This is a genomic window from Conexibacter sp. JCM 18997, assembly GCF_055391915.1.
Genome location: NZ_AP043885.1, coordinates 3185964 through 3208118, shown reverse-complemented (window position 1 = coordinate 3208118; position 22155 = coordinate 3185964). Strand labels below are relative to the sequence as shown.

The 22155-nt window shown below is 71.3% G+C and carries 22 protein-coding genes; 15 read left to right on the top strand and 7 right to left on the bottom strand.

Translation table 11 applies throughout. The features are described from left to right. Window positions 1-23 precede the first annotated feature (23 nt). The 3 genes from ACZ5UI_RS16395 to ACZ5UI_RS16385 are packed head-to-tail and all read left to right on the top strand — an operon-like array spanning window position 24 to window position 2855. Window positions 24-1508, top strand: coding sequence for an aldehyde dehydrogenase family protein (locus ACZ5UI_RS16395; RefSeq protein ID WP_464188756.1), 1485 nt, complete (start codon window positions 24-26; stop codon window positions 1506-1508). Window positions 1509-1542: 34 nt separating this feature from the next. Next, window positions 1543-2463: a fumarylacetoacetate hydrolase family protein gene (locus tag ACZ5UI_RS16390; RefSeq protein WP_464188754.1), complete on the top strand. Its 921-nt coding sequence runs from the start codon at window positions 1543-1545 to the stop codon at window positions 2461-2463. Then, window positions 2460-2855: a carboxymuconolactone decarboxylase family protein gene (locus tag ACZ5UI_RS16385; RefSeq protein ID WP_464188752.1), complete on the top strand. Its 396-nt coding sequence runs from the start codon at window positions 2460-2462 to the stop codon at window positions 2853-2855. Before ACZ5UI_RS16390 ends, ACZ5UI_RS16385 begins: the two co-directional genes overlap by 4 nt. On the opposite strand, the gene ACZ5UI_RS16380 is transcribed toward ACZ5UI_RS16385, so the two are convergent. After that, on the bottom strand, window positions 2852-3574 hold the full coding sequence (locus tag ACZ5UI_RS16380) for an IclR family transcriptional regulator (protein WP_464188750.1): 723 nt from the start codon (window positions 3572-3574) through the stop codon (window positions 2852-2854). The two genes, ACZ5UI_RS16385 and ACZ5UI_RS16380, sit on opposite strands and share 4 nt — an antisense overlap. A gap of 95 nt (window positions 3575-3669) precedes the next feature. Between ACZ5UI_RS16380 and ACZ5UI_RS16375 the strand changes: the two genes are divergently transcribed. Further along, complete coding sequence (locus tag ACZ5UI_RS16375; RefSeq protein WP_464188748.1) at window positions 3670-4497, top strand: alpha/beta fold hydrolase; 828 nt, start codon at window positions 3670-3672, stop codon at window positions 4495-4497. Here ACZ5UI_RS16375 and ACZ5UI_RS16370 read toward each other — a convergent pair. Genes ACZ5UI_RS16370 through ACZ5UI_RS16360 form a run of 3 tightly spaced genes read right to left on the bottom strand, consistent with a single transcriptional unit; the run spans window position 4491 to window position 6773 of the window. Continuing rightward, window positions 4491-5132 (bottom strand): NAD(P)-dependent oxidoreductase, encoded by a 642-nt coding sequence (locus tag ACZ5UI_RS16370; protein WP_464188746.1) that lies wholly within the window; start codon window positions 5130-5132, stop codon window positions 4491-4493. The two genes, ACZ5UI_RS16375 and ACZ5UI_RS16370, sit on opposite strands and share 7 nt — an antisense overlap. Before the next feature lie 5 nt (window positions 5133-5137). Then, window positions 5138-6454 (bottom strand): LLM class flavin-dependent oxidoreductase, encoded by a 1317-nt coding sequence (locus ACZ5UI_RS16365; RefSeq protein WP_464188744.1) that lies wholly within the window; start codon window positions 6452-6454, stop codon window positions 5138-5140. Between the two features lie 10 nt (window positions 6455-6464). Beyond that, the gene (locus tag ACZ5UI_RS16360) at window positions 6465-6773 is read right to left on the bottom strand and encodes a hypothetical protein (protein WP_464188742.1); all 309 of its coding nucleotides are present in this window, start codon (window positions 6771-6773) and stop codon (window positions 6465-6467) included. A 62-nt stretch (window positions 6774-6835) separates the two neighbouring features. Here ACZ5UI_RS16360 and ACZ5UI_RS16355 point away from each other — a divergent pair, with 62 nt between their 5' ends. From ACZ5UI_RS16355 to ACZ5UI_RS16335, 5 genes are read left to right on the top strand one after another with little or no spacing between them, the layout of a single operon-like run. Beyond that, on the top strand, window positions 6836-8251 hold the full coding sequence (locus tag ACZ5UI_RS16355) for an MFS transporter (protein ID WP_464188740.1): 1416 nt from the start codon (window positions 6836-6838) through the stop codon (window positions 8249-8251). A gap of 8 nt (window positions 8252-8259) precedes the next feature. Continuing rightward, the gene (locus ACZ5UI_RS16350) at window positions 8260-9453 is read left to right on the top strand and encodes a cytochrome P450 (RefSeq protein WP_464188738.1); all 1194 of its coding nucleotides are present in this window, start codon (window positions 8260-8262) and stop codon (window positions 9451-9453) included. Beyond that, entirely contained in the window at window positions 9450-10016 is a 567-nt protein-coding gene (locus ACZ5UI_RS16345; protein ID WP_464188736.1) for a helix-turn-helix domain-containing protein, read from the top strand. Before ACZ5UI_RS16350 ends, ACZ5UI_RS16345 begins: the two co-directional genes overlap by 4 nt. Before the next feature lie 11 nt (window positions 10017-10027). Beyond that, window positions 10028-10777, top strand: a complete 750-nt coding sequence (locus tag ACZ5UI_RS16340; RefSeq protein ID WP_464188734.1) for a MoaF C-terminal domain-containing protein — start codon at window positions 10028-10030, stop codon at window positions 10775-10777. Window positions 10778-10779: 2 nt separating this feature from the next. After that, window positions 10780-11964, top strand: coding sequence for a uroporphyrinogen decarboxylase/cobalamine-independent methonine synthase family protein (locus ACZ5UI_RS16335; protein ID WP_464188731.1), 1185 nt, complete (start codon window positions 10780-10782; stop codon window positions 11962-11964). Between the two features lie 3 nt (window positions 11965-11967). Here ACZ5UI_RS16335 and ACZ5UI_RS16330 read toward each other — a convergent pair whose 3' ends face one another. After that, window positions 11968-13500, bottom strand: a complete 1533-nt coding sequence (locus tag ACZ5UI_RS16330) for a 4-hydroxyphenylacetate 3-hydroxylase N-terminal domain-containing protein (protein ID WP_464188729.1) — start codon at window positions 13498-13500, stop codon at window positions 11968-11970. A 107-nt stretch (window positions 13501-13607) separates the two neighbouring features. Beyond that, entirely contained in the window at window positions 13608-14174 is a 567-nt protein-coding gene (locus tag ACZ5UI_RS16325; protein WP_464188727.1) for a TetR/AcrR family transcriptional regulator, read from the bottom strand. A gap of 182 nt (window positions 14175-14356) precedes the next feature. Between ACZ5UI_RS16325 and ACZ5UI_RS16320 the strand changes: the two genes are divergently transcribed. The 3 genes from ACZ5UI_RS16320 (at window position 14357) to ACZ5UI_RS16310 (ending at window position 18138) form a co-directional block, all read left to right on the top strand. Next, window positions 14357-15826: a sugar ABC transporter ATP-binding protein gene (locus ACZ5UI_RS16320; RefSeq protein WP_464188724.1), complete on the top strand. Its 1470-nt coding sequence runs from the start codon at window positions 14357-14359 to the stop codon at window positions 15824-15826. A gap of 64 nt (window positions 15827-15890) precedes the next feature. Continuing rightward, complete coding sequence (locus ACZ5UI_RS16315; RefSeq protein WP_464188722.1) at window positions 15891-16883, top strand: ABC transporter permease; 993 nt, start codon at window positions 15891-15893, stop codon at window positions 16881-16883. A gap of 205 nt (window positions 16884-17088) precedes the next feature. Further along, window positions 17089-18138 carry a sugar ABC transporter substrate-binding protein gene (locus tag ACZ5UI_RS16310; RefSeq protein WP_464188720.1) on the top strand — a complete coding sequence of 350 codons (1050 nt, stop codon included), beginning with the start codon at window positions 17089-17091 and terminating at the stop codon, window positions 18136-18138. A 31-nt stretch (window positions 18139-18169) separates the two neighbouring features. Here ACZ5UI_RS16310 and ACZ5UI_RS16305 read toward each other — a convergent pair whose 3' ends face one another. After that, the gene (locus tag ACZ5UI_RS16305) at window positions 18170-19015 is read right to left on the bottom strand and encodes a methyltransferase domain-containing protein (RefSeq protein ID WP_464188718.1); all 846 of its coding nucleotides are present in this window, start codon (window positions 19013-19015) and stop codon (window positions 18170-18172) included. A gap of 78 nt (window positions 19016-19093) precedes the next feature. Between ACZ5UI_RS16305 and ACZ5UI_RS16300 the strand changes: the two genes are divergently transcribed. Genes ACZ5UI_RS16300 through ACZ5UI_RS16290 form a run of 3 tightly spaced genes read left to right on the top strand, consistent with a single transcriptional unit; the run spans window position 19094 to window position 22154 of the window. Next, window positions 19094-20218, top strand: coding sequence for a cobalamin-independent methionine synthase II family protein (locus ACZ5UI_RS16300; protein ID WP_464188716.1), 1125 nt, complete (start codon window positions 19094-19096; stop codon window positions 20216-20218). Beyond that, on the top strand, window positions 20206-21366 hold the full coding sequence (locus tag ACZ5UI_RS16295; RefSeq protein ID WP_464188714.1) for a cobalamin-independent methionine synthase II family protein: 1161 nt from the start codon (window positions 20206-20208) through the stop codon (window positions 21364-21366). The genes ACZ5UI_RS16300 and ACZ5UI_RS16295 overlap by 13 nt, the downstream gene beginning before the upstream one ends. A gap of 11 nt (window positions 21367-21377) precedes the next feature. Next, a complete protein-coding gene (locus tag ACZ5UI_RS16290; RefSeq protein ID WP_464188712.1) occupies window positions 21378-22154 on the top strand; it encodes an MOSC domain-containing protein in 777 nt (258 codons plus the stop codon). Window position 22155 lies beyond the last annotated feature (1 nt).

The window sequence follows — 22155 nt, the reverse complement described above, 5'->3', positions numbered from 1 at the left end:
TCGAACACGTCGGAGGAGTCACCGTGTCCGCCGAGTCGCCGCCGGCCGAGCACCCGCAGGTTCGCCTGCCCCAGCGGGGCCTGTTCATCGACGGCGGATGGCGCGACGCCGAGGGCGGCGCGACGTTCGAGGTCATCAACCCGGCCACCGGGCAGGTCGTCACGACGGTGGCCAGCGCGTCGGCCGCCGACGTCGACGCCGCGGTGCAGGCGGCGCGCCGCCAGTTCGACGGCGGCCCGTGGTCGCGGCTGTCGGGCCCCGAGCGGGCCAAGCTGCTGTGGCGGGTGGCCGACCTGATCGACGCCGACACCGCCAACCTGGCCGCGCTCGAGGCGATCGACGTGGGCAAGCCCGTGGGCGATCCCGCGGCGGTCGACCTGCCGATCGCCTCCGACACCTTCCGCCACTTCGCCGGCTGGGCCGACAAGGTGCACGGCAGCACGGTGCCCGTGCCCGACTACTTCGGGCGCCCGCGCTTCTCCTACACGCTGCGCGAGCCCGTCGGCGTGGTCGGCGCGATCACGCCCTGGAACGCGCCGACGATGATCGCCTCCTGGAAGATCGCGCCCGCGCTGGCCGTCGGCTGCACCGTGGTGATCAAGCCGCCGGAGGACGCGTCGCTGTCGACGCTGCGCCTGGCCGAGCTGATCGCCGAGGCCGGGGTTCCCGACGGCGTCTTCAACGTCGTGACCGGCACCGGCCGGGGCGCCGGCGCCGACCTCGTCCGTCACCCTGGCGTCGACAAGGTCTCGTTCACCGGCAGCCCCGAGGTCGGTGCCGAGATCGCCCGCGAGGCGGGCGCCGCGTTCAAGCGCGTGACGCTCGAGCTGGGTGGCAAGTCGCCCCAGCTGATCCTGGCCGACGCCGACCTCGACGCGCTGATGCCCGTGGCGGCGGCCGCGCTGTTCGCCAACCAGGGCGAGATCTGCGCCGCAGGGACGCGCGTGCTGGTGCACAACAGCGTGCGCGACGACGTCGTCGCGGGGCTGGCCGAGCAGGCCCGCGCCGTGCAGGTCGGCGACCCGTTCGCGCCCGACACGACGATGGGCGCGCTGATCAACGCCCGTCAGCTCGATCGCGTGATGGGCTACATCGAGCAGGGCACGGCCGAGGGCGCCGAGCTGATCACCGGCGGCCGGCGCCTGGACCGCCCGGGCTTCTTCGTCGAGCCCACCGTCTTCGTCGGCACCAACGACCTGACGATCGCCCGCGAGGAGATCTTCGGGCCGGTCGGCACGGTGATCGGCTTCGACAGCGTCGACGAGGCGGTGCGCCTGGCCAACGACACGCGCTACGGCCTGGCCGCCGTCGTGTGGACCAAGGACCTGTCGCTGGCCCACCAGGCCGCTCACGCCCTGCGCGTCGGCGCGGTCTGGGTCAACGGCTGGGGCGCACCGGACCCGCGCCTGCCCTGGGGCGGCACGAAGACCAGCGGCATCGGTCGCGAGCTCGGGCTCGCCGGCATCGACGGCGCGACCGAGGAGAAGGTCGTCTCGGTGATCCTGTGATCGCCGGCGACGCAACGACAACAGCGAAGGACTCATGAGACTCGCCACGTACCTGCAGGTCGGAGACGCGCGCTTCGGCGCCGTCGACGGTGATCACGTCATCGACGTCAACCGGGCCGCGGTCGCGCTGGCCCGCGCGCGCGGTCACGCCGCGCCGCAGGCCGCCGCCGACGCGGCGGTGGGCACCGACGTCCTGCAGTTCCTCCAGCTCGGCGCCGACGCGGTGACCGCCGCCCAGGAGGCCGTGGACCAGGCGGGCGCCGACCTGCGCACCCCGCTGGCCGACGTGACGCTGCTTCCGCCGGTCCCCAACCCGCCGAAGATCATCTGCGTGGCGCGCAACTACGCCGAGCACGCCAAGGAGGCCGGGCTGGAGATCTCGCCGATCCCGATCGTGTTCGCGCGCTTCGCCAGCACGCTGGTGGCCGACGGCGCGCCGATCGTCCGCCCCGCGGTCTCCGCGGATCTGGACTGGGAGGGCGAGCTGGCCATCGTCATCGGCAAGGGCGGGCACCGCATCACGCGGGAGAACGCGATGGAGCACGTGGCCGGCTACTCGGTGTTCAACGACGTGACCGTGCGCGACTACCAGTTCCGCGTGCCGCAGTACACGTCGGGCAAGAACTTCGACGCCTCGGGCCCGTTCGGCCCCTACCTCGTGCTGGCCGACGAGATCGCCGATCCGCACAAGCTCGACCTGTGGCTGGACGTCAACGGCGTGCGCAAGCAGACCGGCAACACGTCGGACATGATCTACGACATCCCGACGATCATCGAGCACATCTCCGAGTGGATCACGCTCGAGCCGGGCGACGTGATCCCCACGGGCACCCCGTCGGGCGTGGGCTTCAAGCGCAACCCGCCGGAGTTCCTCAAGGCGGGGGACACCGTCACCGTGGGCGTCGAGCACGTCGGGACGCTGACCAACCCCGTGATCGAGGAGAGCGACCGATGAGCCAGGAGCTGTTCGACAAGGGCCTGCAGATCCGCCGCGAGGTGGTCGGGGCCGAGTACGTCGACCGGTCGCTGGCCCAGGCCGACGACTTCTCGCGTCCGTTCCAGGAGCTCGTCACCGAGTACTGCTGGGGCGCGGGCTGGGGGCGCGAGGCGCTGACCCGCCGCGACCGCTCGCTGCTGAACCTGGCCATGATCTCGATCCTGGGTCGCAACGCCGAGTTCAAGCTGCACCTGCGCGGTGCGCTGCGCAACGGCTGCACGAAGGCCGAGATCCAGGACACGCTCATCCAGATGTCGATCTACGCCGGCATCCCCGCGGGCGTCGAGGCCTTCCGGCTGGCCAAGGAGGTCTTCGCCGAGGTCGAGGCCGAGGAGGCCCCGACCGCCTAGGCCGAGACCGGCTCGCCGTGCAGCGTCTGCGACAGGCGCGCCGACGCGGCCAGCAGCGCGTCGGTGTGCTGCGTGAGGTTGTTGGCCCGGGTCACGGGCACGAGGATCGCCAGGCTGGCGACCGCGTGCCCGGTCTGGTCCAGCACCGGAACGGCGAGGCCGTGGACGCCCTGCTGCAGCTCGTCGTGGGAGACCGCGTAGCCGAGCTGGCGCACGCCGTCGAGCTGGCGGCGGATCGCCTCGGCGTTGTCGAGCTTGCGGGTCACGCGCTCGATCAGGTTGGGCGCCTGGAAGGCCAGCAGCGCCCGGCCGCTGGCGCCCGACAGCAGCGCGTGCCGCGAGCCGATCTCGTGCTCGACGCGCACGACGTTGCGGTCGGAGACGACCTGGTCGAGGACGACCGCGTCCTCGCCGTCGGCGATGTGCATGACGACGGTCTCGCCCACCTCGTCGGCCAGCCCGCGCATGACCTTGCGGCCCTGCGCGCGCAGCTCCGGCTGGACGTGCTCGGCGATGCGCACGAGGATCGCGCCCGGCACGTAGCCGTTCTCCTGGCGCGTGATGAACCCGCGCTGGTGCAGCGTCGACAGCAGGCGGTGCACGACCGTGCGGTTCATGCCCAGCGTGCGGGCCAGCAGGGCCGGGGTCGCCGGCCCGCGCTCGCCCACCTCGAGCAGCACGGTCAGCGCCTGGTCGGCGGTCTTGGAGATCTCGGCCACGGCGAGACCATATAGACCACACGCGACGGCCCTAGATGGTACCGTTTGTCGAACGTCGTATCACGTAAATCGAACAGTGCGAGAGGGTTAGAAGAATGAGCCAGACCGCCGAGGCGCCGCGCGACTGGGCGCACTGGACGGAGCCCCAGTGGGTCGAGGTCGACGGTCTGCCGACCGCCTACCGGCGCAAGGGCCAGGGCCCGCCGCTGCTGTACCTGCACGGCGCCGGCCTCACGCGGGCCTGGCTGCCGCTGTACGAGGAGCTCAGCCAGCGCTACGACGTGATCGTGCCCGAGCATCCCGGCTTCGGCGACACGGCGATGCCCGACTGGCTGCGCCGGATAGACGACCTCGTCCTGCACTACGACGGCTTCCTGCGCGCGCTGGGCATCGAGGACGCGCACCTGGTCGGCCACTCGCTGGGCGGCTGGATCGCCGCCTCCCTGGCCATCTTCTACCCCGAGCGCTTCCGCTCGCTGACGCTGGTCACCCCGATCGCGCTGCGCGTGCCCGAGGCGCCGATCACCGACCCGTTCCGCATGGGCCCCGAGCTGGCCATGGAGACGCTGCTCAGCGGCGCGCCCCCGGAGCAGTACCTGGAGTACTTCCAGCAGGGCGACGAGATCGAGAACACGATCCAGGTCTACAGCGAGTCGATCACGTTCGCCCGGCTGCTGTGGAACCCGCGCTACGACATCACGCTGGACCGGCGCCTGGGCCGCATCCAGATCCCGACGCTGGTCATCGGAGCCGACGAGGACCGCCTGATCCCCAACGTCCACGTCGAGCGCTGGGCCGAGCACATCGCGGGCGCGCGCACGACCACGGTCGCGGGCGCGCCGGGCGAGCCCACCGGCCACCTGCTGATCATCCAGCGGCCGGCCGAGCTGGCCGCGGCGATCGCCGCGGGCGTCGCTCAGTAGCCGATCGTGAAGCGGCGGCCGCGGAACTGCGGCCGCTCGAGCTCGTCGAGCACGGCGATGGCGTAGTCGGGGATCGTGATCCGGCTGTGGCCGTCGTCGTCGACGACGAGCGCGTCGCCGCCGGTGCGGTAGCTCCCGGTGCGCTCGCCCGGCTCGATCACGTGCGCGGGGCTGAGGTAGGTCCAGTCGATGCCCTCGCCGGTCTCGCGCAGGATCGTCAGCGCCTGACCCTGGGCGTGGGAGCTGGGCTTCCACGCGTCGGGGAAGTCGGGCTGCGAGGAGACGGTGCCGCCGTCGGGGTGCTCCAGCGATCCGGCGCCCCCGACGACGAACACGCGCGCGCCGTCGACGTCGCGCAGCCCGGCGACCAGCGCCCGGGCCACGTCGACCACGACCTCCGGCCGCCCGTCGCCCATGCCGCCCACCGCGCTGACCACGACGTCGGCGTCGGCCGCCGCGGCGGCGACCGACGACGGGTCGGTGGCGTCGCCGGTGGTGGTGGCCAGGCGCTCGTGGGTCTCGGTCACGCGCGCGGGATCGCGCGCGACGGCCACGACGTCATGGCCGCGCTCGAGCGCCTCGGCGGTGATGGCCGCGCCGATCGAGCCGTTGGCCCCGTAGATGGCGATGCGCACCGCGGTCAGTCCTTCCGGGCGTGCGACGTGCGCACGTCGACCCGCTCGCCGTCGGGCATCACGGCCTCCGGGTGGCCGCGCAGCTCGCGGCCCATCAGGTCGGCGCCGAGCTGGGCGTGCGTGGGCACGGGACGATCGTCCTGGCGGGCCCACACCGGGGCGCCGCCCGGCGCGCGGAAGCGCGGGATCACCTGCTCGGCGAACAGCGTCATCGACTTGCGCACCATCCAGTTGGGCATGGCGCCGTTGTCGGCGATGCAGATCACGCGGCCGGCGCCGAGCTCGTCGACGATCGAGGCCAGCTGCTCGGCCACCGTGTCGGGCGAGCCGATCACGCCCCAGCCCTCCTCGACGATCTCCTCGTAGGTCATGTCCCCGATGTCGCGGTTGCGGTAGCCGCCGCCGGTCAGGAAGCCGCGCAGCGACGCGGGGCTGAAGTGCCCGGGCGGGAACGCGTCGTACGCGTTGGCCCGGATCATGTTCTGGAAGACCCAGCGCAGATGCGGCTCGGCCTCCAGGCGCGCCTGCGCGTCGGTCTCGGCCGTGTGGACGAACAGCACCGACACGATCTGCTTGGGGTCCGGCGTGTAGCCGAACTCCTCCTCGGCCACCTTGCGGAACGCGGTCACGTTGCGCAGCAGCGCCTTCTTGGGCGAGAACAGCGTCTGGTAGGTGTAGTGATGGCGCGCGCAGCGCTCGAAGGTCAGCTTCGAGCCGGCCGCGGGGATCCAGAACTCGGGATGGGGGTCCTGGACCGGCTTGGGCCACAGGTTCGCGTAGGGCACATGGAAGTACTCGCCCTGCCACTCGAAGGGCCCCGGCTCGGTGAACGCCTTGATCATCAGATCGTGCGCTTCCCAGTTGCGGTCGCGCGCGTAGGCGGGGTTCATCCCGCCGGCGGCATGCCAGTTCTGGCCGTGGCCCATGGGCAGGCCGACGATCAGGCGCCCGCCGCTCATCGCGTCCAGCAGGGCGATGTCCTCGGCGGCGCGCATCGGCGACAGGTACGTGTTGAGGATCGGTCCGAGCGCGACGATCCGGATGCGCTCGGTGCGCGCGGCCAGGAACGCGGCGGGCAGCGTCGAGCTCGGCGTCACGCCGATCGGTCCGCCCATCTGCGTGGTCGTGCACAGCCCGTCGAAGCCGAGCTTCTCCCCGAAGGCCAGCGTGTCCAGGTAGGTGTCGAGCACCCACTGGCCCTTGCGCCGGTCGTAGTAGTCGTTGGGCAGGTCGATGTACAGCGAGCGCCGCGGCGTGTCGTCGACGTGCGGGACGTCCGGGTAGGACCCGAAGTTGAACAGGTAGAACTCGAGCTCGGACATGGCGGCGGCCTCAGCTGTCGGAGAGCACGGCGGCCCACTCGAAGGAGACCATCTCCACGAGCGAGCCCCACTCCTCGAACAGCGGTGTCAGGTGGGTGTTGGCCAGCGCGTGCTCCGCGCCCTCCTTCGAGGTCCAGTACCACAGGTCGACCCAGGTCCCGCCCTCTTCGGGGGCGAGCAGGCGACAGCTGACGAACACGTCAGGGAACTGCTCGCGGTAGGACTGCACGAGGTCGTCGCGGATCTCCAGCAGCCGCGCCTCGGCAGCGGCGTCCTTCGGGCGGATGCGGACAATCTCCGCATAGAGGTCGTCGGCCATGGGGCCGATCGTACCCATAAACGAACCACGATGCACGATTAACGTGTCATGATCGCCGGGTCGTGCTGCTGGCGCTCCTGCTCCTGACGCAGTTCCTCGTCGTCCTGCTCGATGTCGACGTGACGCTTGCGCTGCCCCACATCCAGCGCGAGCTGGGCTTCAGCGACGCGGGCCTGCAGTGGGTGCAGACGGCCTACATGATCGGCTTCGGCGGGTTCCTGCTGCTGGCCGGCCGGGCCGCCGACCTGTTCGGCCGCCGGCGCGCGCTGGTCAGCGGCCTCGTCGTCTTCACCGCGGCCTCGGTGGTCTGCGGGCTGGCGGGCTCGGCCGAGGTGCTGGTGCTGGGCCGCGCGGCGCAGGGCCTGGGCTCGGCCCTGGCCGGCGCGGCGGCGCTGTCGATCGTCACGGTGACCTTCACGGCGGAGGGGGAGCGCGAGCGCGCGCTCGGGCTGCTCGGCCTGGTCTCCGGCGTGGCCGCGACGCTCGGGCTGGTCCTCGGCGGCGCGGTCACCGAGCTGCTGGACTGGCGCTGGGTCTTCCTGCTGCTGGTGCCGGTCAGCGCGGCCGCGGCGCTGGCCACCCAGCGCGTCGTGCCCGCGCATCCCGGCGCGCCGGGCGCCGGACCGCTGGACGTCGTGGGAGCCGTCGCGGCCACGGCGGCGATCGCCCTGCTCGTGCTCGGCGTCTCGCAGTCGGGCAGCGCCGGCTGGGGCGCACGGGCCACGCTGGCCCCGCTGCTGTCGTCGATCCTGCTGGTCGCGTTCTTCGTGGCCTGGGAGCGGCGCGTGGCGGCGCCGATCCTGCCGCTGTCGGTCTTCCGGATGCGCAACCTGGTGGGCGGCAACGTGGGGACGATGGTCTTCGGCGCGCTGATGCTGGGCATCCTCGCGCTGCTGTCGATCTACCTGCAGGACGCGCGCGGGCTGTCGCCGATCGAGTGCGGGCTGTGGATGCTGCCCACCGGGCTGGGCTCGTTGCTGCTGTCGGTCGTGGCCGCCCGACTGGTCGCCCGCTTCGGCTTCCGGCGGATGCTGGCCATCGCGCTGGCGCTGGCCAGCGCCGGCGCGGCGGGCCTGGCCGCGGTGGGCGCCGACGGATCGCTGTGGCTGGTCTACCTGCCCGCCGCGGCGCTGTTCGGCGTGGGCATCTGCTTCTCGGAGGTCTCGTCGGTGATCGCCACCAGCGACGACCTCGGCCACGGCGCCGAGGCGGGCCTGTCCTCGGGGCTGTGGAGCACCAGCACGCAGGTCGGCGGCGCGATCGGCCTGAGCGTGATGGCCACCGTGATGGCGCACGCATCGGACCTGCCCGGGCCGGCCGGCGTCGCCGTCGGCTTCCGGGACGCCGCGCTGCTGGGGGTGGCGGTCGGGCTGGTCGGCGTGGTCGCCGTCCTGGCCATCGTGCGCGACTTGACGACCGAGCAACGCCGTGGAAGGGTGTCGTACAGGAAACGATCGTTCAACGAAATGCACGACTGAGGCCTGGTATGCGCACCACCGTCGAGTGGATCTCCGACATCACCCCCGACAGCCTGGACGCCGATCCGTACCCCGCGTACGCCCGGCTGCGCGACGAGGCGCCGGTCAGCTGGCTGCCCTGGGCCGAGGCGTGGCTGGTCACCCGGTGGGACGACTGCGCGGCGGTCTCGACCGATCGCCAGACGTTCACCGCGGCCACGAACCACCCGACGCTGAACCGCATCTTCGGCGAGCCCAACGTGCTGACCACGGCGGGCGACGTGCACCAGGACCTGCGCGACGGCGTGGATCCGCTGCTGCGCCCGCGGGCGGTCAACGGCTACATCGACGAGCTCGTGCGCCCCGCCGTGCGCGAGTATCTGGCCACCCTGGCCGGCCGCGGCGAGGCCGAGCTGATGGGCGACTTCTTCGAGCCGGTCAGCGTGCGCGGCCTGGGCGACCTGCTCGGCCTCGGCGTCGACGACGCCACGCTGCGCCACTGGTTCCACGAGCTCAACGTCGGGATCTCCAGCTCCGATCTCGACCCGGCCAAGCTCGCGCGCGCCGACGCCGTGTCGGCCGACATCGAGGAGCGGCTGGTCCCGCTGCTCGAGCGCCTGGTGGCAGAGCCCGACGACAGCATGCTCTCGCACATGGTCCACGGCGGCCGGGCCGACGGCGATCCGCGCACGCCGGACGAGGTGATGCCGTCGCTGAAGGTGATCCTGCTCGGCGGCATGCAGGAGCCCGGCCACGCCGCGGGCTCGACGATGCTGGGGCTGCTGGGCCGGCCCGACCAGCTCGAGCGCGTCGCCGCAGACCCGTCGCTGGTGCCCACCGCGGTCACCGAGGGGCTGCGCTGGATCGCCCCGATCGGCTGGACCGAGCGCCAGGCCGCGCAGGACACGACGATCGCCGGGGTCGACATCGCCGAGGGGGACGTCGTCGAGGTGGTGCTGGCCTCGGCCAACCGCGACGCGACGCGCTTCGAGCGCCCCGACGCGTTCGACATCGACCGCCCGCGCCAGTCGCACATGTCGTTCGGCAACGGCGAGCACTTCTGCTCGGGCCACTACTTCTCGCGTCAGCTGGAGCGGATCGCGCTCGAGGAGCTGCTGCCCGCGCTGCCCGGCCTGCGCCTGGACGCCGAGCGCGAGCCGGTGGTCAGCGGCTTCGCCTTCCGGGCGCCCAAGCAGCTCTACGTGCGCTGGGACGCCGCATGACCGACGCCGCCGCGCACGTGGCCGGCAACGTGCGCCTGCTGCGCACGCGCCAGGGGCTGAGCCTGGGCCAGCTGGCCACGCGCGCGGGGATGTCCAAGGGCACGCTGTCCAAGCTGGAGACCGGCGCCGCCAACCCGACGCTCGACACGCTGGCCACGCTGGCCGGCGCGCTCGCCGTGCCGCTCAGCGAGCTGTTCGCCGCCCCGCACGCCGGCATCGAGGTCGTGCGCGCGGGCGGGGGCCTGGAGCTGGGCGACGCCGAGATCAGCGCCCGCCTGGTCCACGTCCTGTCGCGCGATCAGCTGCTCGTCGAGGTGCACGACCTGACCATCCCGGCGGGCATGGCCGAGGTGTCGGCCACCCACGGCGAGGGCTCGTGGGAGCACGTCCTCGTGCTGTCGGGCCGCATCGCCGCGGGCCCGATCGACGAGGTCGCCGAGCTCGACGAAGGCGACTACGCCGTCTATCCCGCCGACCGCCCGCACCGCTGGGAGGGCCTCGGCCCCGGCCCCTCCCGGGTGTGGGTCGTCCTCACGACCGCGCATCTCCCGCGCACGTCCTGATCAGGAGCACGATGCCCGAACCGACCATCGCCACCGACGTGATCCCCCTGTCGGAGCAGTTCGACAACCACGACGCCTACCGGCCCGAGCCGACCGACGCGCTGGCCGGCCGCGCGCTGGCGCTGCACCTGAAGGACGGCTCGACGCTCGACGTGCGTTTCGACAGCGCGACCGAGCTGACCTGGAACGAGGGCACCGACGCCTACGAGGCGATCGAGCTGCGCCCCGAGCTGTACCTCGTGGTCGCGGCGCGCCTGGCGCAGCGCACCAGCCTGCTGGCCATCCTCGACCTCGCGCACGCGCGCGTGCTGCTGAACCTGACGCGGCTGGTCGACAACGGCGACGGGATCGAGGAGGTCACGACGTTCGGCCAGGCCGGGATCGGCGGGCCGGTCGGCGCGCGCTTCCAGCGCACCGACGAGCTGGTCGGCAAGCGCGTGCACCACCGCTACAGCGACACGCACGCGTTCGAGCACATCTACCTGAGCTCGCGCACCTACGCCTATCAGGGCCTCGAGGGCCCCGAGGCGGGCATCGCCGACGTCGACTTCACCGACGCCTACAAGCTGGACGACCGCCTGTACCTCTTCTCCTGGCACGAGCGCGCGCAGCCGTTCAACGGCGCCGTCGTGCTCGACCTCGAGGCGGGCCGGGCCACCGGACGGCTGTTCGGCTGGGAGTCGCAGACCGGTCGGGCCCTGCAGATCCGCACCGGCTCGATCGCCACCTTGCTCAACGAAACAACCTACGAGGGGCTGTAGCCATGACCGCCGTCGAGACGTCCCGCCAACCGCGCACCATCGCCCGGGCCGAGCCGGTTGGGAGCCTGCTGCGCAACGCGCAGATCACCGCCCAGATCGACAAGATCTTCGAGGGGTCGACCACCTACGTGCGCCCGCTCGTGCTCGAGCACCGGGCCGAGCAGATCGCCGAGCTCAACCGCCTGGCCGACACGGCCGCCCGCGACCTGGTCCAGCGCCAGATCGACGCCGGCCTGGACGTGGTCACCGACGGCGAGCAGCGCCGCAGCACGTTCATCGGCAGCTTCTACGACTCCGTCGACGGCCTGGGCGAGCCCGACAGCCGCATCACGGTGGAGACCGAGAGCGGGGTGTACGACAACTTCGGCGAGCCGCTGTTCATCGACCGCGTCCGCAAGGCCTACGCGCCCGCCGCCGAGGAGGCGGCGTTCATGCGCTCGATCGCCGGCGACTACCCGTTCAAGATCACGATCCCGGCGCCGTCGTACTTCCTGACCGACTTCATCGTCCTGGAGGGCGGGGCCTACGCGTCGCACGCCGCCTTCCTGGAGGACGTGGTCGCCGTCACCCACCGGATCGTCTCCGAGGTGATCGCGGCCGGCGCGCGTTGGATCCAGTTCGACTTCCCGATCTACCCGGCGCTGGTGGCCGAGAAGACCAGCAGCCTGGGCTCGATGCTGCAGTCCGCCGAGGGCCAGGGCGAGACGAAGGCCTCGCTGCTGGACAAGGCGCTGGCCGCCGATGCCGCCGTCGCGGCGGCGATCCCCGACCACGTGACCACGGCGCTGCATCTGTGCCGGGGCAACTTCGAGGGCGGCTTCTGGAGCGGCTCGCTGGCCCCGATCGCCGAGCGCATCTTCAACGAGCTGCCCCACGAGCGGTTCCTGTTCGAGTGGGAGGACATCGGCCGCGAGGGCGACTACTCCCCGATCCAGTCGGTGCCCAAGGACCGCGTGATGGCCATGGGCGTGGTCAGCACCAAGACGCCCGAGCTGGAGTCCGAGGACGAGGTCGTCCGCCGCATCGAGGCGGCGGCCGAGCACCTCGACATCGACCAGCTGGCGCTCTGCCCGCAGTGCGGGTTCGCCTCCATCTACGGCGACCACCTGGTCAGCGCCGAGGACGCGCAGTGGCGCAAGCTCGAGCTGATCGGCCGCGTCGCCGACCGGGTGTGGGGCAGCGCCTGACGCCTACGCCGGGCTGACCGCTCCCGCCGCCGCGGCGAGGTCGGGAGCGGTCCAGCCGTGGCGGTCGTAGTCGGACATGCAGCGATCGACCAGATCGCGGTAGCGCTGCACGGAGCCGTCGCCCTCGGCGATCTCCAGCATCCCCAGGTGGTTGAGCTCGGGCGGCCCGAAGTAGTTGAGCTCGTACAGCTCGTGGCGTCCCCCGAACTCGCTGCCGATCGCGTCCCAGAAGAGCTTCATCACCTTCGAGCGCTCCTCGGCGGTGATGCCGCCGGTGCCACGCATGAAGCGATCGAGGTACACGCGCATCTCGGGCGTGTCGAAGTCCACCGCGCTGGAGTTCAGGTAGATCAGGCCGGAGGAGACCGTCGACTGGATGATCTCCTTGACCCGCCGGTACATGACCGGGGCCATCGCCGCGTAGGCGGTGCCGTAGGACTCGTTGGGGATCAGGGCCCGGCCGCCGTTGTGGGGCAGTGCGTTCTCGATGCAGCCGTCGACGATCGCCGCGACCGCGTTGCGGTAGACGATGATCTCGCCGAACGCGGCGCGCAGCTGGCGGCTGTCGCCGCCGCCCTTGATCTCCAGCGCCTTGCTCATCAGGCCGGCCAGGAACTCGAGCTTGACCGTCATGCGCGTGGCCGCCTGCAGCAGCGCGCGCCCGATCCAGCCGCTGCTGGCGTCGAACGCGTTGGTCCGGTCGACGTCGTAGACCAGCACGTTCTCCCACGGGATCAGCGCGCGGTCGAAGACGATGATCGAGTCGTTCTCGTCCAGCCGGCTGGACAGCGGGTAGTCGAACGGGCTGGCCGCGCGGTGGGCGACCAGCTCGTAGGACGCGCGCGAGAGGAGCTTGACGCCGGGCGCGTTGGTGGGCGCCATGAAGATCAGCGCGTACTCCTGCTTGCGCAGCGGCACCCCGAAGTGCGAGATGAACACGTTCTGGGTCAGCGGCGACCCGGTGGCCACGACCTTCGCGCCGCTGACGATCAGGCCGTTGTCGGTCTCGTCCTCGACGTGGACGAACACGTCGGCCACGTCGTCGGGCGGCAGGTGGCGGTCGACGGGCGGGTGCACGATCGCGTGACCCAGGTACAGCGTGCGCTCCTGGCCGTCGCGGTACCAGCGCTCGGCGTTGGGCGCGTACTCGCCGAACCACGCCGGGTCGGCGCCCAGCGCGCCGAGCAGCGACGCCTTGTAGTCCGGTGAGCGACCCATCCAGCCGAAGGTCAGCTCGGCCCACACGCGCACGGCGTCGCGCGAGGCGCGCAGGTCGTCGCGCGTGTGCGCGACCTTGAACAGGGGATGCGTGAAGCCGCCGTTGCCGGTGTCGGTCGGGGCGGTCAGCCGGTCGGCGTACTGCGGGTCGTGCAGCGCGTCGTACAGCCGCGCGATCGAGCGAGCGGAGTTGCGGAAGGCCGGATGCGTGGTGACGTCCGCGACGCGTTCGCCGTAGAGCCACACCTCGCGGCCGTCGCGCAGGCTCTCCAGGTACTCGTCGCCCGTGAACGGCAGCTGCTGCTCGATCTGGGTCATCCGCTCTCCAAGGTGCATCGGTGGACAGGCTTATGGACAAGCGTCCATATAGCGGTACCGTAGCACGGACTGTGGAGACCGAAAAACGAACAGCAGGGCGCCGACCGCTAGCCCGGCAGGGCGTGGCGGAAGAGCGGCTCGGCCTGGGTGGCCGGGACCGGGCGATCGAGCACGACCGCTTGGACCAGGAGCCCCTCGAAGATCTGCGCCACCACGAGCGCGGCGACGTCGTCGGGGGCGAAGCCGCGGATCAGGGCCTGGATGTCGTCCAGCCAGCGCTGTGCGGCCTCGCGCAGCGCGGGCCGGCGGCGCGCGGCCAGGAACAGCTCGTAGTCGAGCACGAGCCGCTCGCGCTGGCGGACCGTCAGCTCCTCGACCAGCCCGGCCATGGCGGCGGCGAGGTCGCGCGCGGGATCCAGGCCCAGCAGGATCTCGGTGAGCGCGTCGCGGTTGAGCTCCTCGGCCAGCTCGACGGCGCTGTGGAGCAGCTCGTCCTTCCCGGCGAAGTGGTAGCTCGTCGAGCCGAGCGGGACGTCGGCCTGCTTGGCCACCGCTCGGTGGGTCAGTCCCTCGATCCCGTCGCGGGCCACCACGTCGATCGCTGCCGCGGCGATGCGGCGGCGGCGGTCGGGGTCGTGGCGGCGGCGACGCGGCTCGGGGAGGGCAGGTTCCACGCGGCAACCGTATCGACCGTCGGTCGGAGTCCAACCGCAAAGTGCCCGAATATCGTTGCAACCTGTTCGGATTCAGTTACGATCCCGCCACCACCGCGGGATCGTGGTGGGCGCGCACGACGGGGAAAGGACCGGGGATGGACGGCGACGGGGTGAGGCCGACACACGTCGAGCTACGAGGCGTGTCGAAGAACTATGGCGGCGTCCAGGCGGTCCGCGACGTCAGCTTGTCGATCGCGCGCGGATCCATCCACGCGATCGTCGGCGAGAACGGCGCGGGCAAGTCGACGGTCAGCAAGATGATCGCCGGCGTGATCCCGCCCAGCGACGGCGAGCTGCTCGTCGCCGGCGAGCCGGTCAGCTTCGGTTCGCCGCGCCAGGCGCTGGCCACGGGCATCGCGATCATCGACCAGGAGCTGGCGATGGTGCCCGCCCGGTCGGTGCTGGACAACGTCTTCCTGGGGACCGAGTCGCGCAAGGCCGGTCTGTTCGACCGCCGCGGCCAGCGGGCCCGCTTCAAGGAGCTGATCGAGCGCACCGGCTTCGACCTGCCCCGTGACACGCCCGTCGGCGCCCTGCGCGTCGCCGAGCAGCAGAAGGTCGAGATCCTGCGCGCGATCGCCCGCGACGCCGAGTTCATCATCATGGACGAGCCGACCGCGCCGCTCACGCAGGTCGAGTCCGAGCAGCTCTACGAGATCATCTGGCAGTTGCGCGACGGCGGCACGACCGTCTTGTACATCTCGCACTTCCTCGAGGAGGTGCTGCACGTCTCCGACACCGTCACCGTGATGCGCGACGGGCGCCACGTCAGCACGAAGCCGTCGGCCGAGGAGACCGAGGAGTCGCTCGTGCGCGGCATGCTCGGGCGCTCCCTGGAGATGGCCTTCCCCGACCGGCGCCCGTGCGATCCCGACACGGCCCCCGTGCTGGAGGTGCGCGACCTGTCGGCCGCCGGCCGCTTCGCCGACATCAGCTTCGACCTGCGTCCGGGCGAGATCGTGGGCATGGCCGGCCTGATCGGCAGCGGCCGCTCCGAGGTGCTGCGCGCGGTCTTCGGCGCCGATCCCGTCGACAGCGGCGAGGTGCTGCTGGGCGGGCAGCGGCTGCGGACGTCGCCGCGCAAGGCGATCGCCAACGGCCTGGTCATGCTGCCCGAGAGCCGCAAGGACGAGGGCCTGGTGATGGTCCGCTCGATCGCCGAGAACATGGTCATGGCGCACCTGGACGACGTCAGCTCGGCGGGCATGCTGCGCCCCGACCGCCAGAGCGCCGCGGTCAAGAAGCTGATGGCCGACCTGGACGTGCGCGCCGGCAGCTCCGCCGCGCCGATCTGGAGCCTGTCGGGCGGCAACCAGCAGAAGGTGCTGTTCGCCAAGTGCCTGATGGGCAACCCGCGCGTGCTGCTGATCGACGAGCCCACACGCGGCGTCGACGTCGGCGCCAAGCGGGCGATCTACGAGCTGATCGTCTCCCTGGCCGCGGAGGGCATGGCGCTGCTGGTCGTCTCCAGCGAGCTGGAGGAGGTGATGGGCCTGGCCCATCGCCTGCTCGTCATGCGCCGCGGACGCATCGTCGCGGAGATGCCCGCTGACGAGGCGACCGAGGAGACCGTGCTGGCCGCGGCCTTCGGCACCGCGGTGGCCGCGTGATGCGCCATCCGTTGCTAATGTTCGAACGCATCGCTCCGAATAACGAACGACAGGGATTGGAAGGATGACCACCTCGGCCCCGCCCTCAACGCCGCCCGCGGCCACCACCGAGCGCCGTCGCCTGCGATCCCCGCGTGTGGCGGACCTGCGCGACTACGGGATCGTGCTGTTCCTGATCGCGCTGATCATCGGCCTGTGGATCTCGACCGACACGTTCATGACGGTCACGAACCTCAAGAACGTGCTCGACGGTGCGGTGGCGGTCGGCCTGATCGCCGGCGCCGGCACGATCGTCATCATCGCCGGCGGCTTCGACCTCTCGGCCGGCGCGATCTTCGCCGTGTCGGCGATCATCGGCGTGAAGGTCAGCAACGACGTGAGCCCGATCGTGGGCATCCTCGTGGGCATCCTGGTCGGGTGCGGCCTGGGCCTGATCAACGGCCTGCTGACCACCGTCGGCCGCATCAACGACTTCGTGGCCACGCTGGGCACGATGATCGCCTTCGGCGGCGTCGCCGTGGCGATCAGCGGCTCCGGCCTCGTGCTGATCAACGACCCGTCGTTCGCCAACCTGGCCAACACCGACGTGGCCGGGTTCCACCTGTCCTCCTGGATCCTCGTCCTGGTCCTGCTGTTCTGCGCCTTCCTGCTCAACCTGACCGTGTTCGGCCGTTCGGTGTTCGGGCTGGGCGGCAACCCGGCGGCGGCGCGCCTGTCGGGCCTGCCCATCAACCGGGTCAAGACCGCGACCTACGTGCTCTCGGGTGGCGTGGCGGGCCTGGCCGGCCTGATCGTCGCCGCACGCAGCCTGTCGGTCAGCGCCAACGCGGGCTCGTCGATCATCTTCGACGCGCTGGCCGCGATCCTGATCGGCGGCAACAGCGCGTTCGGCGGCGAGGGCGCGATCTGGCGCACCGCGGTCGGCGTGGCCATCCTGGCCATCATCAGCAACGGCTTCAACCTGCTCGGCGTCGATCCGCTGTACCAGCAGATCGTCAGCGGCACGATCATCCTCGTGGCCGTCGGAGCCGACGCCTGGACGCGCCGCCGCGTCTGACGCACCGCGCCGAACGCGCCCCTGTAGTCCGATGCCCGGATCATGTGATCCGGGCATCGGTCGTTCAGTTGGCAGTTGCGCCAACTGCGGCGAGTCGTTATCGTCGATCGGACAAGTACGTTCGATAATCGCACTCTTCTGAACGCGGGGCTCGGGCCCCCGTCCGACGAGTCAACGAGGGGGAAAGTCAATGCGGTGTGCACGGGTGCTCGCACTCGGAGCGGTGATGAGTGCAGCGGCGCTGGCCGTTGCCGGATGCGGTTCCGATGACAGCGGCTCAACCTCGACGGCGAGCACGAGCGGCACGGCGGCCGCGACCGGCGCGTCGACGACCGCGGCCGCCGGCGGCGATCCGGTCAAGGTGGCCTACCTGACGTATGCCCTGACCGACTACGTCCAGGCCGAGGAAGAGGGCATCAAGGGCGTCGTCGAGCCCGGTGGCGGCAGCGTGACGGTGTTCAACGCGAACTTCGATCCGACCAAGCTGGCCCAGCAGTGCCAGGACGCGGTCAGCAGCGGTCGGTACAACGCGATCCTGCTGGCGGCCGTGACGCCGCCGACCGGCGTGCCCTGCGCGACCGCCGCCAAGGCGGCCGGCATCCCCGTGGTGACGATCGAGGGCCAGACCGGCACGTCGGTCGAGGACATCAACCCGCAGGTCGACGGCGTCGTGGGCGTCGTCACGATCCCCGTCTCGGCCAACGCCAAGGCCGTCGCCGGGATCACCGAGGAGGCCTGCAAGGGGCTCGATCCCTGCCAGGTCATCGCTGAGGTCGCGACGCCGAACGACCCGCTGACCACCACGGCGATCGAGGCGGTCAAGAAGCTCCCCAACGTCGATGTCGTGCAGACGATCTCCGGGCAGTACGACCCGAGCGTGATCGCCAAGGCCTTCCCGGACGCGCTCAGCGCCCACCCGGATGCCCAGGTGTTCGTCTCGGCTGCCGACTCGCAGGCGCTGGCCGTGGTGCCGGCCCTCAAGCAGGCCGGCAAGCTCGGCGAGATCAAGCTCGTCGGCAACGGCGGCAGCCGTCTGGGCGCGAAGGCCGTGGCCGACGGCACGCTGTTCGGCACGATCGGGAACTGGCCGAAGCAGCAGGGCGAGATCGCCGGCAAGATGCTGACCCAGGCGGTCAACGGCGAGACCGTCGACCCCAAGGGCGTCGACGGCCTGCAGATCGACACGCCGTTGCTGCTGACCAAGGACAACGTCGCCGACTTCACGGCGGAGTGGGGCGCCGAGCGCCCCGAGTAGTCGGCGCCAAGCCCGACGGACTGCGGCGGCCCTAGGGCCGCCGCAGCACCGCCTCGAAGATCCCGATCGAGCCGACCTCCATGTCCTTGACCGAGTTCTCGGCCATCACCAGGGTCTGCTCGCCGAACAGGAGGAAGATGTCGAGCCCCTCGATCGTCTCCTCCTGCAGCTCGCTCTTGGCGTGCTCCTCGTCCATCGCGTCGTTGGCCTCGTGCGCGGACGCGGTGGTGTCGTTCCAGTCGACCACCTCGAACCCCGCCGACTCCAGCGCGTCGCGCATCTCGGCGTCGCTGAGCAGGAAGCTGATCGAGTCGTCCTGACCCCAGAAGGCGGGGAAGTGCACCGGGTCGCCGGCCCCGCGGTAGAGGTCGTGGACGACGGCCCGGCCGCCGGGCTTGAGCACCCGGAAGAGCTCGGCGAAGAACGTCGCCTTGTCGGGGATGCTCTGCGCCGCGTGCTGGGTCCACACGACGTCGAACGCGCCGTCGTCGAAGCGGATGGCGGTGGCGTCGCCGCGCTCGAGCAGCACCTGGTCGCTCAGCCCCGTGACCTCGTTGAGCAGCTCGGCCGTCTCCAGGTAGGGCTGGGTCATGTCGATGCCGCGCACCGTGCAGCCGTAGGTGCGGGCCAGGTAGCGCGCCGGACCGCCCATGCCGCAGCCGACGTCGAGCACGGCGTCGTCGCCGCTGACCTGCGCCAGCTCGGCCAACCGCCGCGTCGGCACGAGCCCCTCGACGTGCCACTGGTCGAGGCCCGCGAGCTCCTCGACGGTCGTGTTGGAGGCGTCCTTGCCCGCCTTCTGCAACACGGCGGCGACGCGGTCGCGCAGGTCCGGGGGCGCGAAGTGCGCCGCCATCTTGTCTACGACTTCGGACATGGGTCCCCCTCGAATTTGGATGCCCGCGCGACGCTACGGAATTCGCATATCGGTCGCAAGTGTCCGTATGATGGGCACATGGCCGCAGTCACGAGTCCTCCCCGCACGATCCCCCGCGCCGAGATGGTCGGCAGCCTGCTCAAGCCGCCGCGCCTGCAGGAGCTCTTCCAAGAGGTCTACGCCGGCATCAGCGCGCAGGAGGTGCTGGTTCCCGCCGAACGCCAGGAGCGCCTGGCCGAGCTACGTGCGGTCGCCGCCGAGGCGATCCGCGACGCGGTGGCCCGGCAGATCGACCTCGGTCTCGACGTGATCGGCGATGGGGAGCTGAACCGCGGCTACTTCCTCAACTCGCTGTATGACGGCGTCGACGGGCTGGAGTCGCTGTCCGAGGAGCAGGACCCGATCTTCGCGCGGCTGGAGCCCTACGTGGCCGGGCCCATGCACAAGGTGGCCAACCCGCTGGCCGAGGAGCTGGCCTTCCTGCGGTCGCTGACCGACCGGCCGGTGAAGGCCTCGCTGCCCGCGCCGTCGATCTACCACATGAACGGCTACAGCCGGTCGGCGGACGCCTACGCCGATGCGTACGCGTTCATCGCCGACGTCGTCGAGATCGAGCGCGCGATGGTGCGCGAGGCGGTGGCCGCCGGTGCGGACTACGTGCAGTTCGACTACCCGATCTACACGACGCTCGTGGACCCCAACGCCCAGGGGATGGTCTCCAGCGACTGGCAGCGCGCGTTCGACCACGCGCTGGCCGCCGATGCCGCGGTGCTGGCGGAGCTGCCCGAGGGCGTCATGACCGCGATCCACATGTGTCGCGGGAACTTCAAGTCGGAGTCGATCGTCACCGGCGCGCTGGACCCGATCGCCGAGCGCGTGTTCAACGAGCTGCCCCACGACCGCTTCCTGATCGAGTGGAACGACGAGGCGCACACCGGCGGCTTCGACGCGATCCGCTTCGTGCCCAAGGGCAAGGTCGTGGTGATGGGCCTGGTCTCCACGCAGAGCGAACGCCTGGAGACGCCCGACGAGCTGCTGCGCAAGCTCGACGAGGCGCAGCGGTTCCTGCCCGTCGAGCAGCTGGCCATCTCGCCGCAGTGCGGGTTCGCCTCGTTCTTCGAGGGCAACGAGAACGCGCGCGACGTGATGTGGCGCAAGCTCGAGCTGGTCGCCGAGGTCGCCGATCGCGTGTGGCCGCGCTGATGGCCCGCTCGATCCCGCGGGCCGAGACCGTCGGCAGCCTGCTGCGCCCGCCGGCGCTGCGCGCGATGTTCCCCCAGGTCTACGCGGGCCACAAGACGCCCTCGCCCCGGCTGCTGGACGCCGCCGGCCTGGAGCGCCTGGCCGAGCTGGAGCGCCTGGCCGACGCCGCGGTCACCGATGTCGTCGCCCGCCAGATCGAGCTGGGCCTCGACGTGATCACCGACGGCGAGATGCGCCGCGCCTCGTTCACCCATTCGCTGGTCGACGCGCTGGGCGGGTTCGACGACAGCGAGGTCGAGTTCGCCTTCACCAACCAGGCGGGCGAGGTGATGGTGCCGCCCAGCGGCCCCGCCGTCGGCGCCCAGCGCGTCAGCAAGGTGGCCAACCCGGCGGTCGACGAGGCGCGCTACGTGCGCTCGTTGACCGACCATCCGCTGAAGGTCACGTTCCCGGCGCCGTCCTACTGGTTCTGCGAGCCGGTCGACCTCGCGGGCGGCGCCTACGCCACCCAGCGCGAGTTCGTCGACCAGGTCGTGGAGATCCAGCGCGAGCTGCTGGCCGAGGTCGTGGCCGCCGGCGTCAAGCACGTGCAGATGGACTGGCCCGCCTACGTGATGGCCATCGACCCGCGCTGGCGCGACCACCTGCCCGGCACCGAGGGCCTGGACCTGCCGGAGCTGATGGCCGAGCTGATCGCCGTCGACAACGCGGTCATCGCCGATCTGCCCGACGACGTCACCAAGGCGCTGCACGTGTGCCGCGGCAACTACCGCTCGATGTGGATGACCGAAGGGTCGCTGGAGCCGATCGCCGAGCAGCTGTTCAGCGAGCTCGACTACGACCGTGTGCTGGTCGAGTGGGACGACAGCGCCCGCGTCGACGACTTCGCCATGCTCCGCCACGTGCCCGCCGACGGCCCGGTCGTGGTGATGGGCATCGTCAGCTCCAAGAGCACCGAGGTCGAGTCGGCCGACGACGTCCAGCGCCGCCTGGAGGAGGCCGCCCGCCACGTGCCCATCGAGCAGCTGGCGATCTCCCCCCAGTGCGGGTTCGCCTCGACCTGGGAGGGCAACGAGCTCGCCGAGGAGAGCCAGTGGCGCAAGATCGAGGTCGTCGTCGACGTCGCCGATCGGGTCTGGGGGCGGTAGTTCCGGACCCGGTGGTGACGCTGCTGAGCACGACCCCGATCAAGGGTCTGCGCATGCATGCTCCGGCCGAGGTGCAGTTGGACGCGGGGGGAGCGATCGGGGATCGCGAGTTCCTGCTCGTGGACGGCGACGATCGCGTGCGGTCGGTGACGCTGGAGGGCGCGCTGCTGACGATGACGGCGACGTACGACATCGAGCGCGGTCGGCTCACGCTGGTCTGCGCCGACGGGCGTGGTTGCGAGGGGCCGGTGCGGCTCGGTCGCGCGCTGGTGGCCAACGCGCTGGACGTGAGCTTCATCCCCGCGCGCGAGGTCGAGGGACCGTGGAGCGCCCTGATCTCCGACGTCGTGGGCAGGCCGCTGCACCTGGTCAAGGCCGACCGGCCCGGCACCGCGTCGGATCTGGCGCCCGTGACGCTGCTGGGCGACGGGTCGCTGCGCGAGCTCGAGCGGCGCGCCGGTCTGGAGACCGTCGACCCGCGCCGGTTTCGCATGCTGATCCAGTTCGGCCCGGGCGAGGCCCACATCGAGGACACCTGGGAGGGCCGCACGCTGACCATCGGCCAGGCGCGGCTGCGCGTCGGCGCGACGGTGCCCCGCTGCGCCGCGACGACGCGTCACCCGCAGCGCGGCGTGCGCGACGCGCCCATCGTGCGAGCGATCCGCGACTACCGCGGCGTCCAGCCGACCGGCTGGGGCGACGGCGTGCCGTTCGGCGTCTACGCCGAGGTGATCGAAGGTGGACGCGTCCGCCTCGGCGATCCGGTCCGCATCGACCCGACGACTTGAG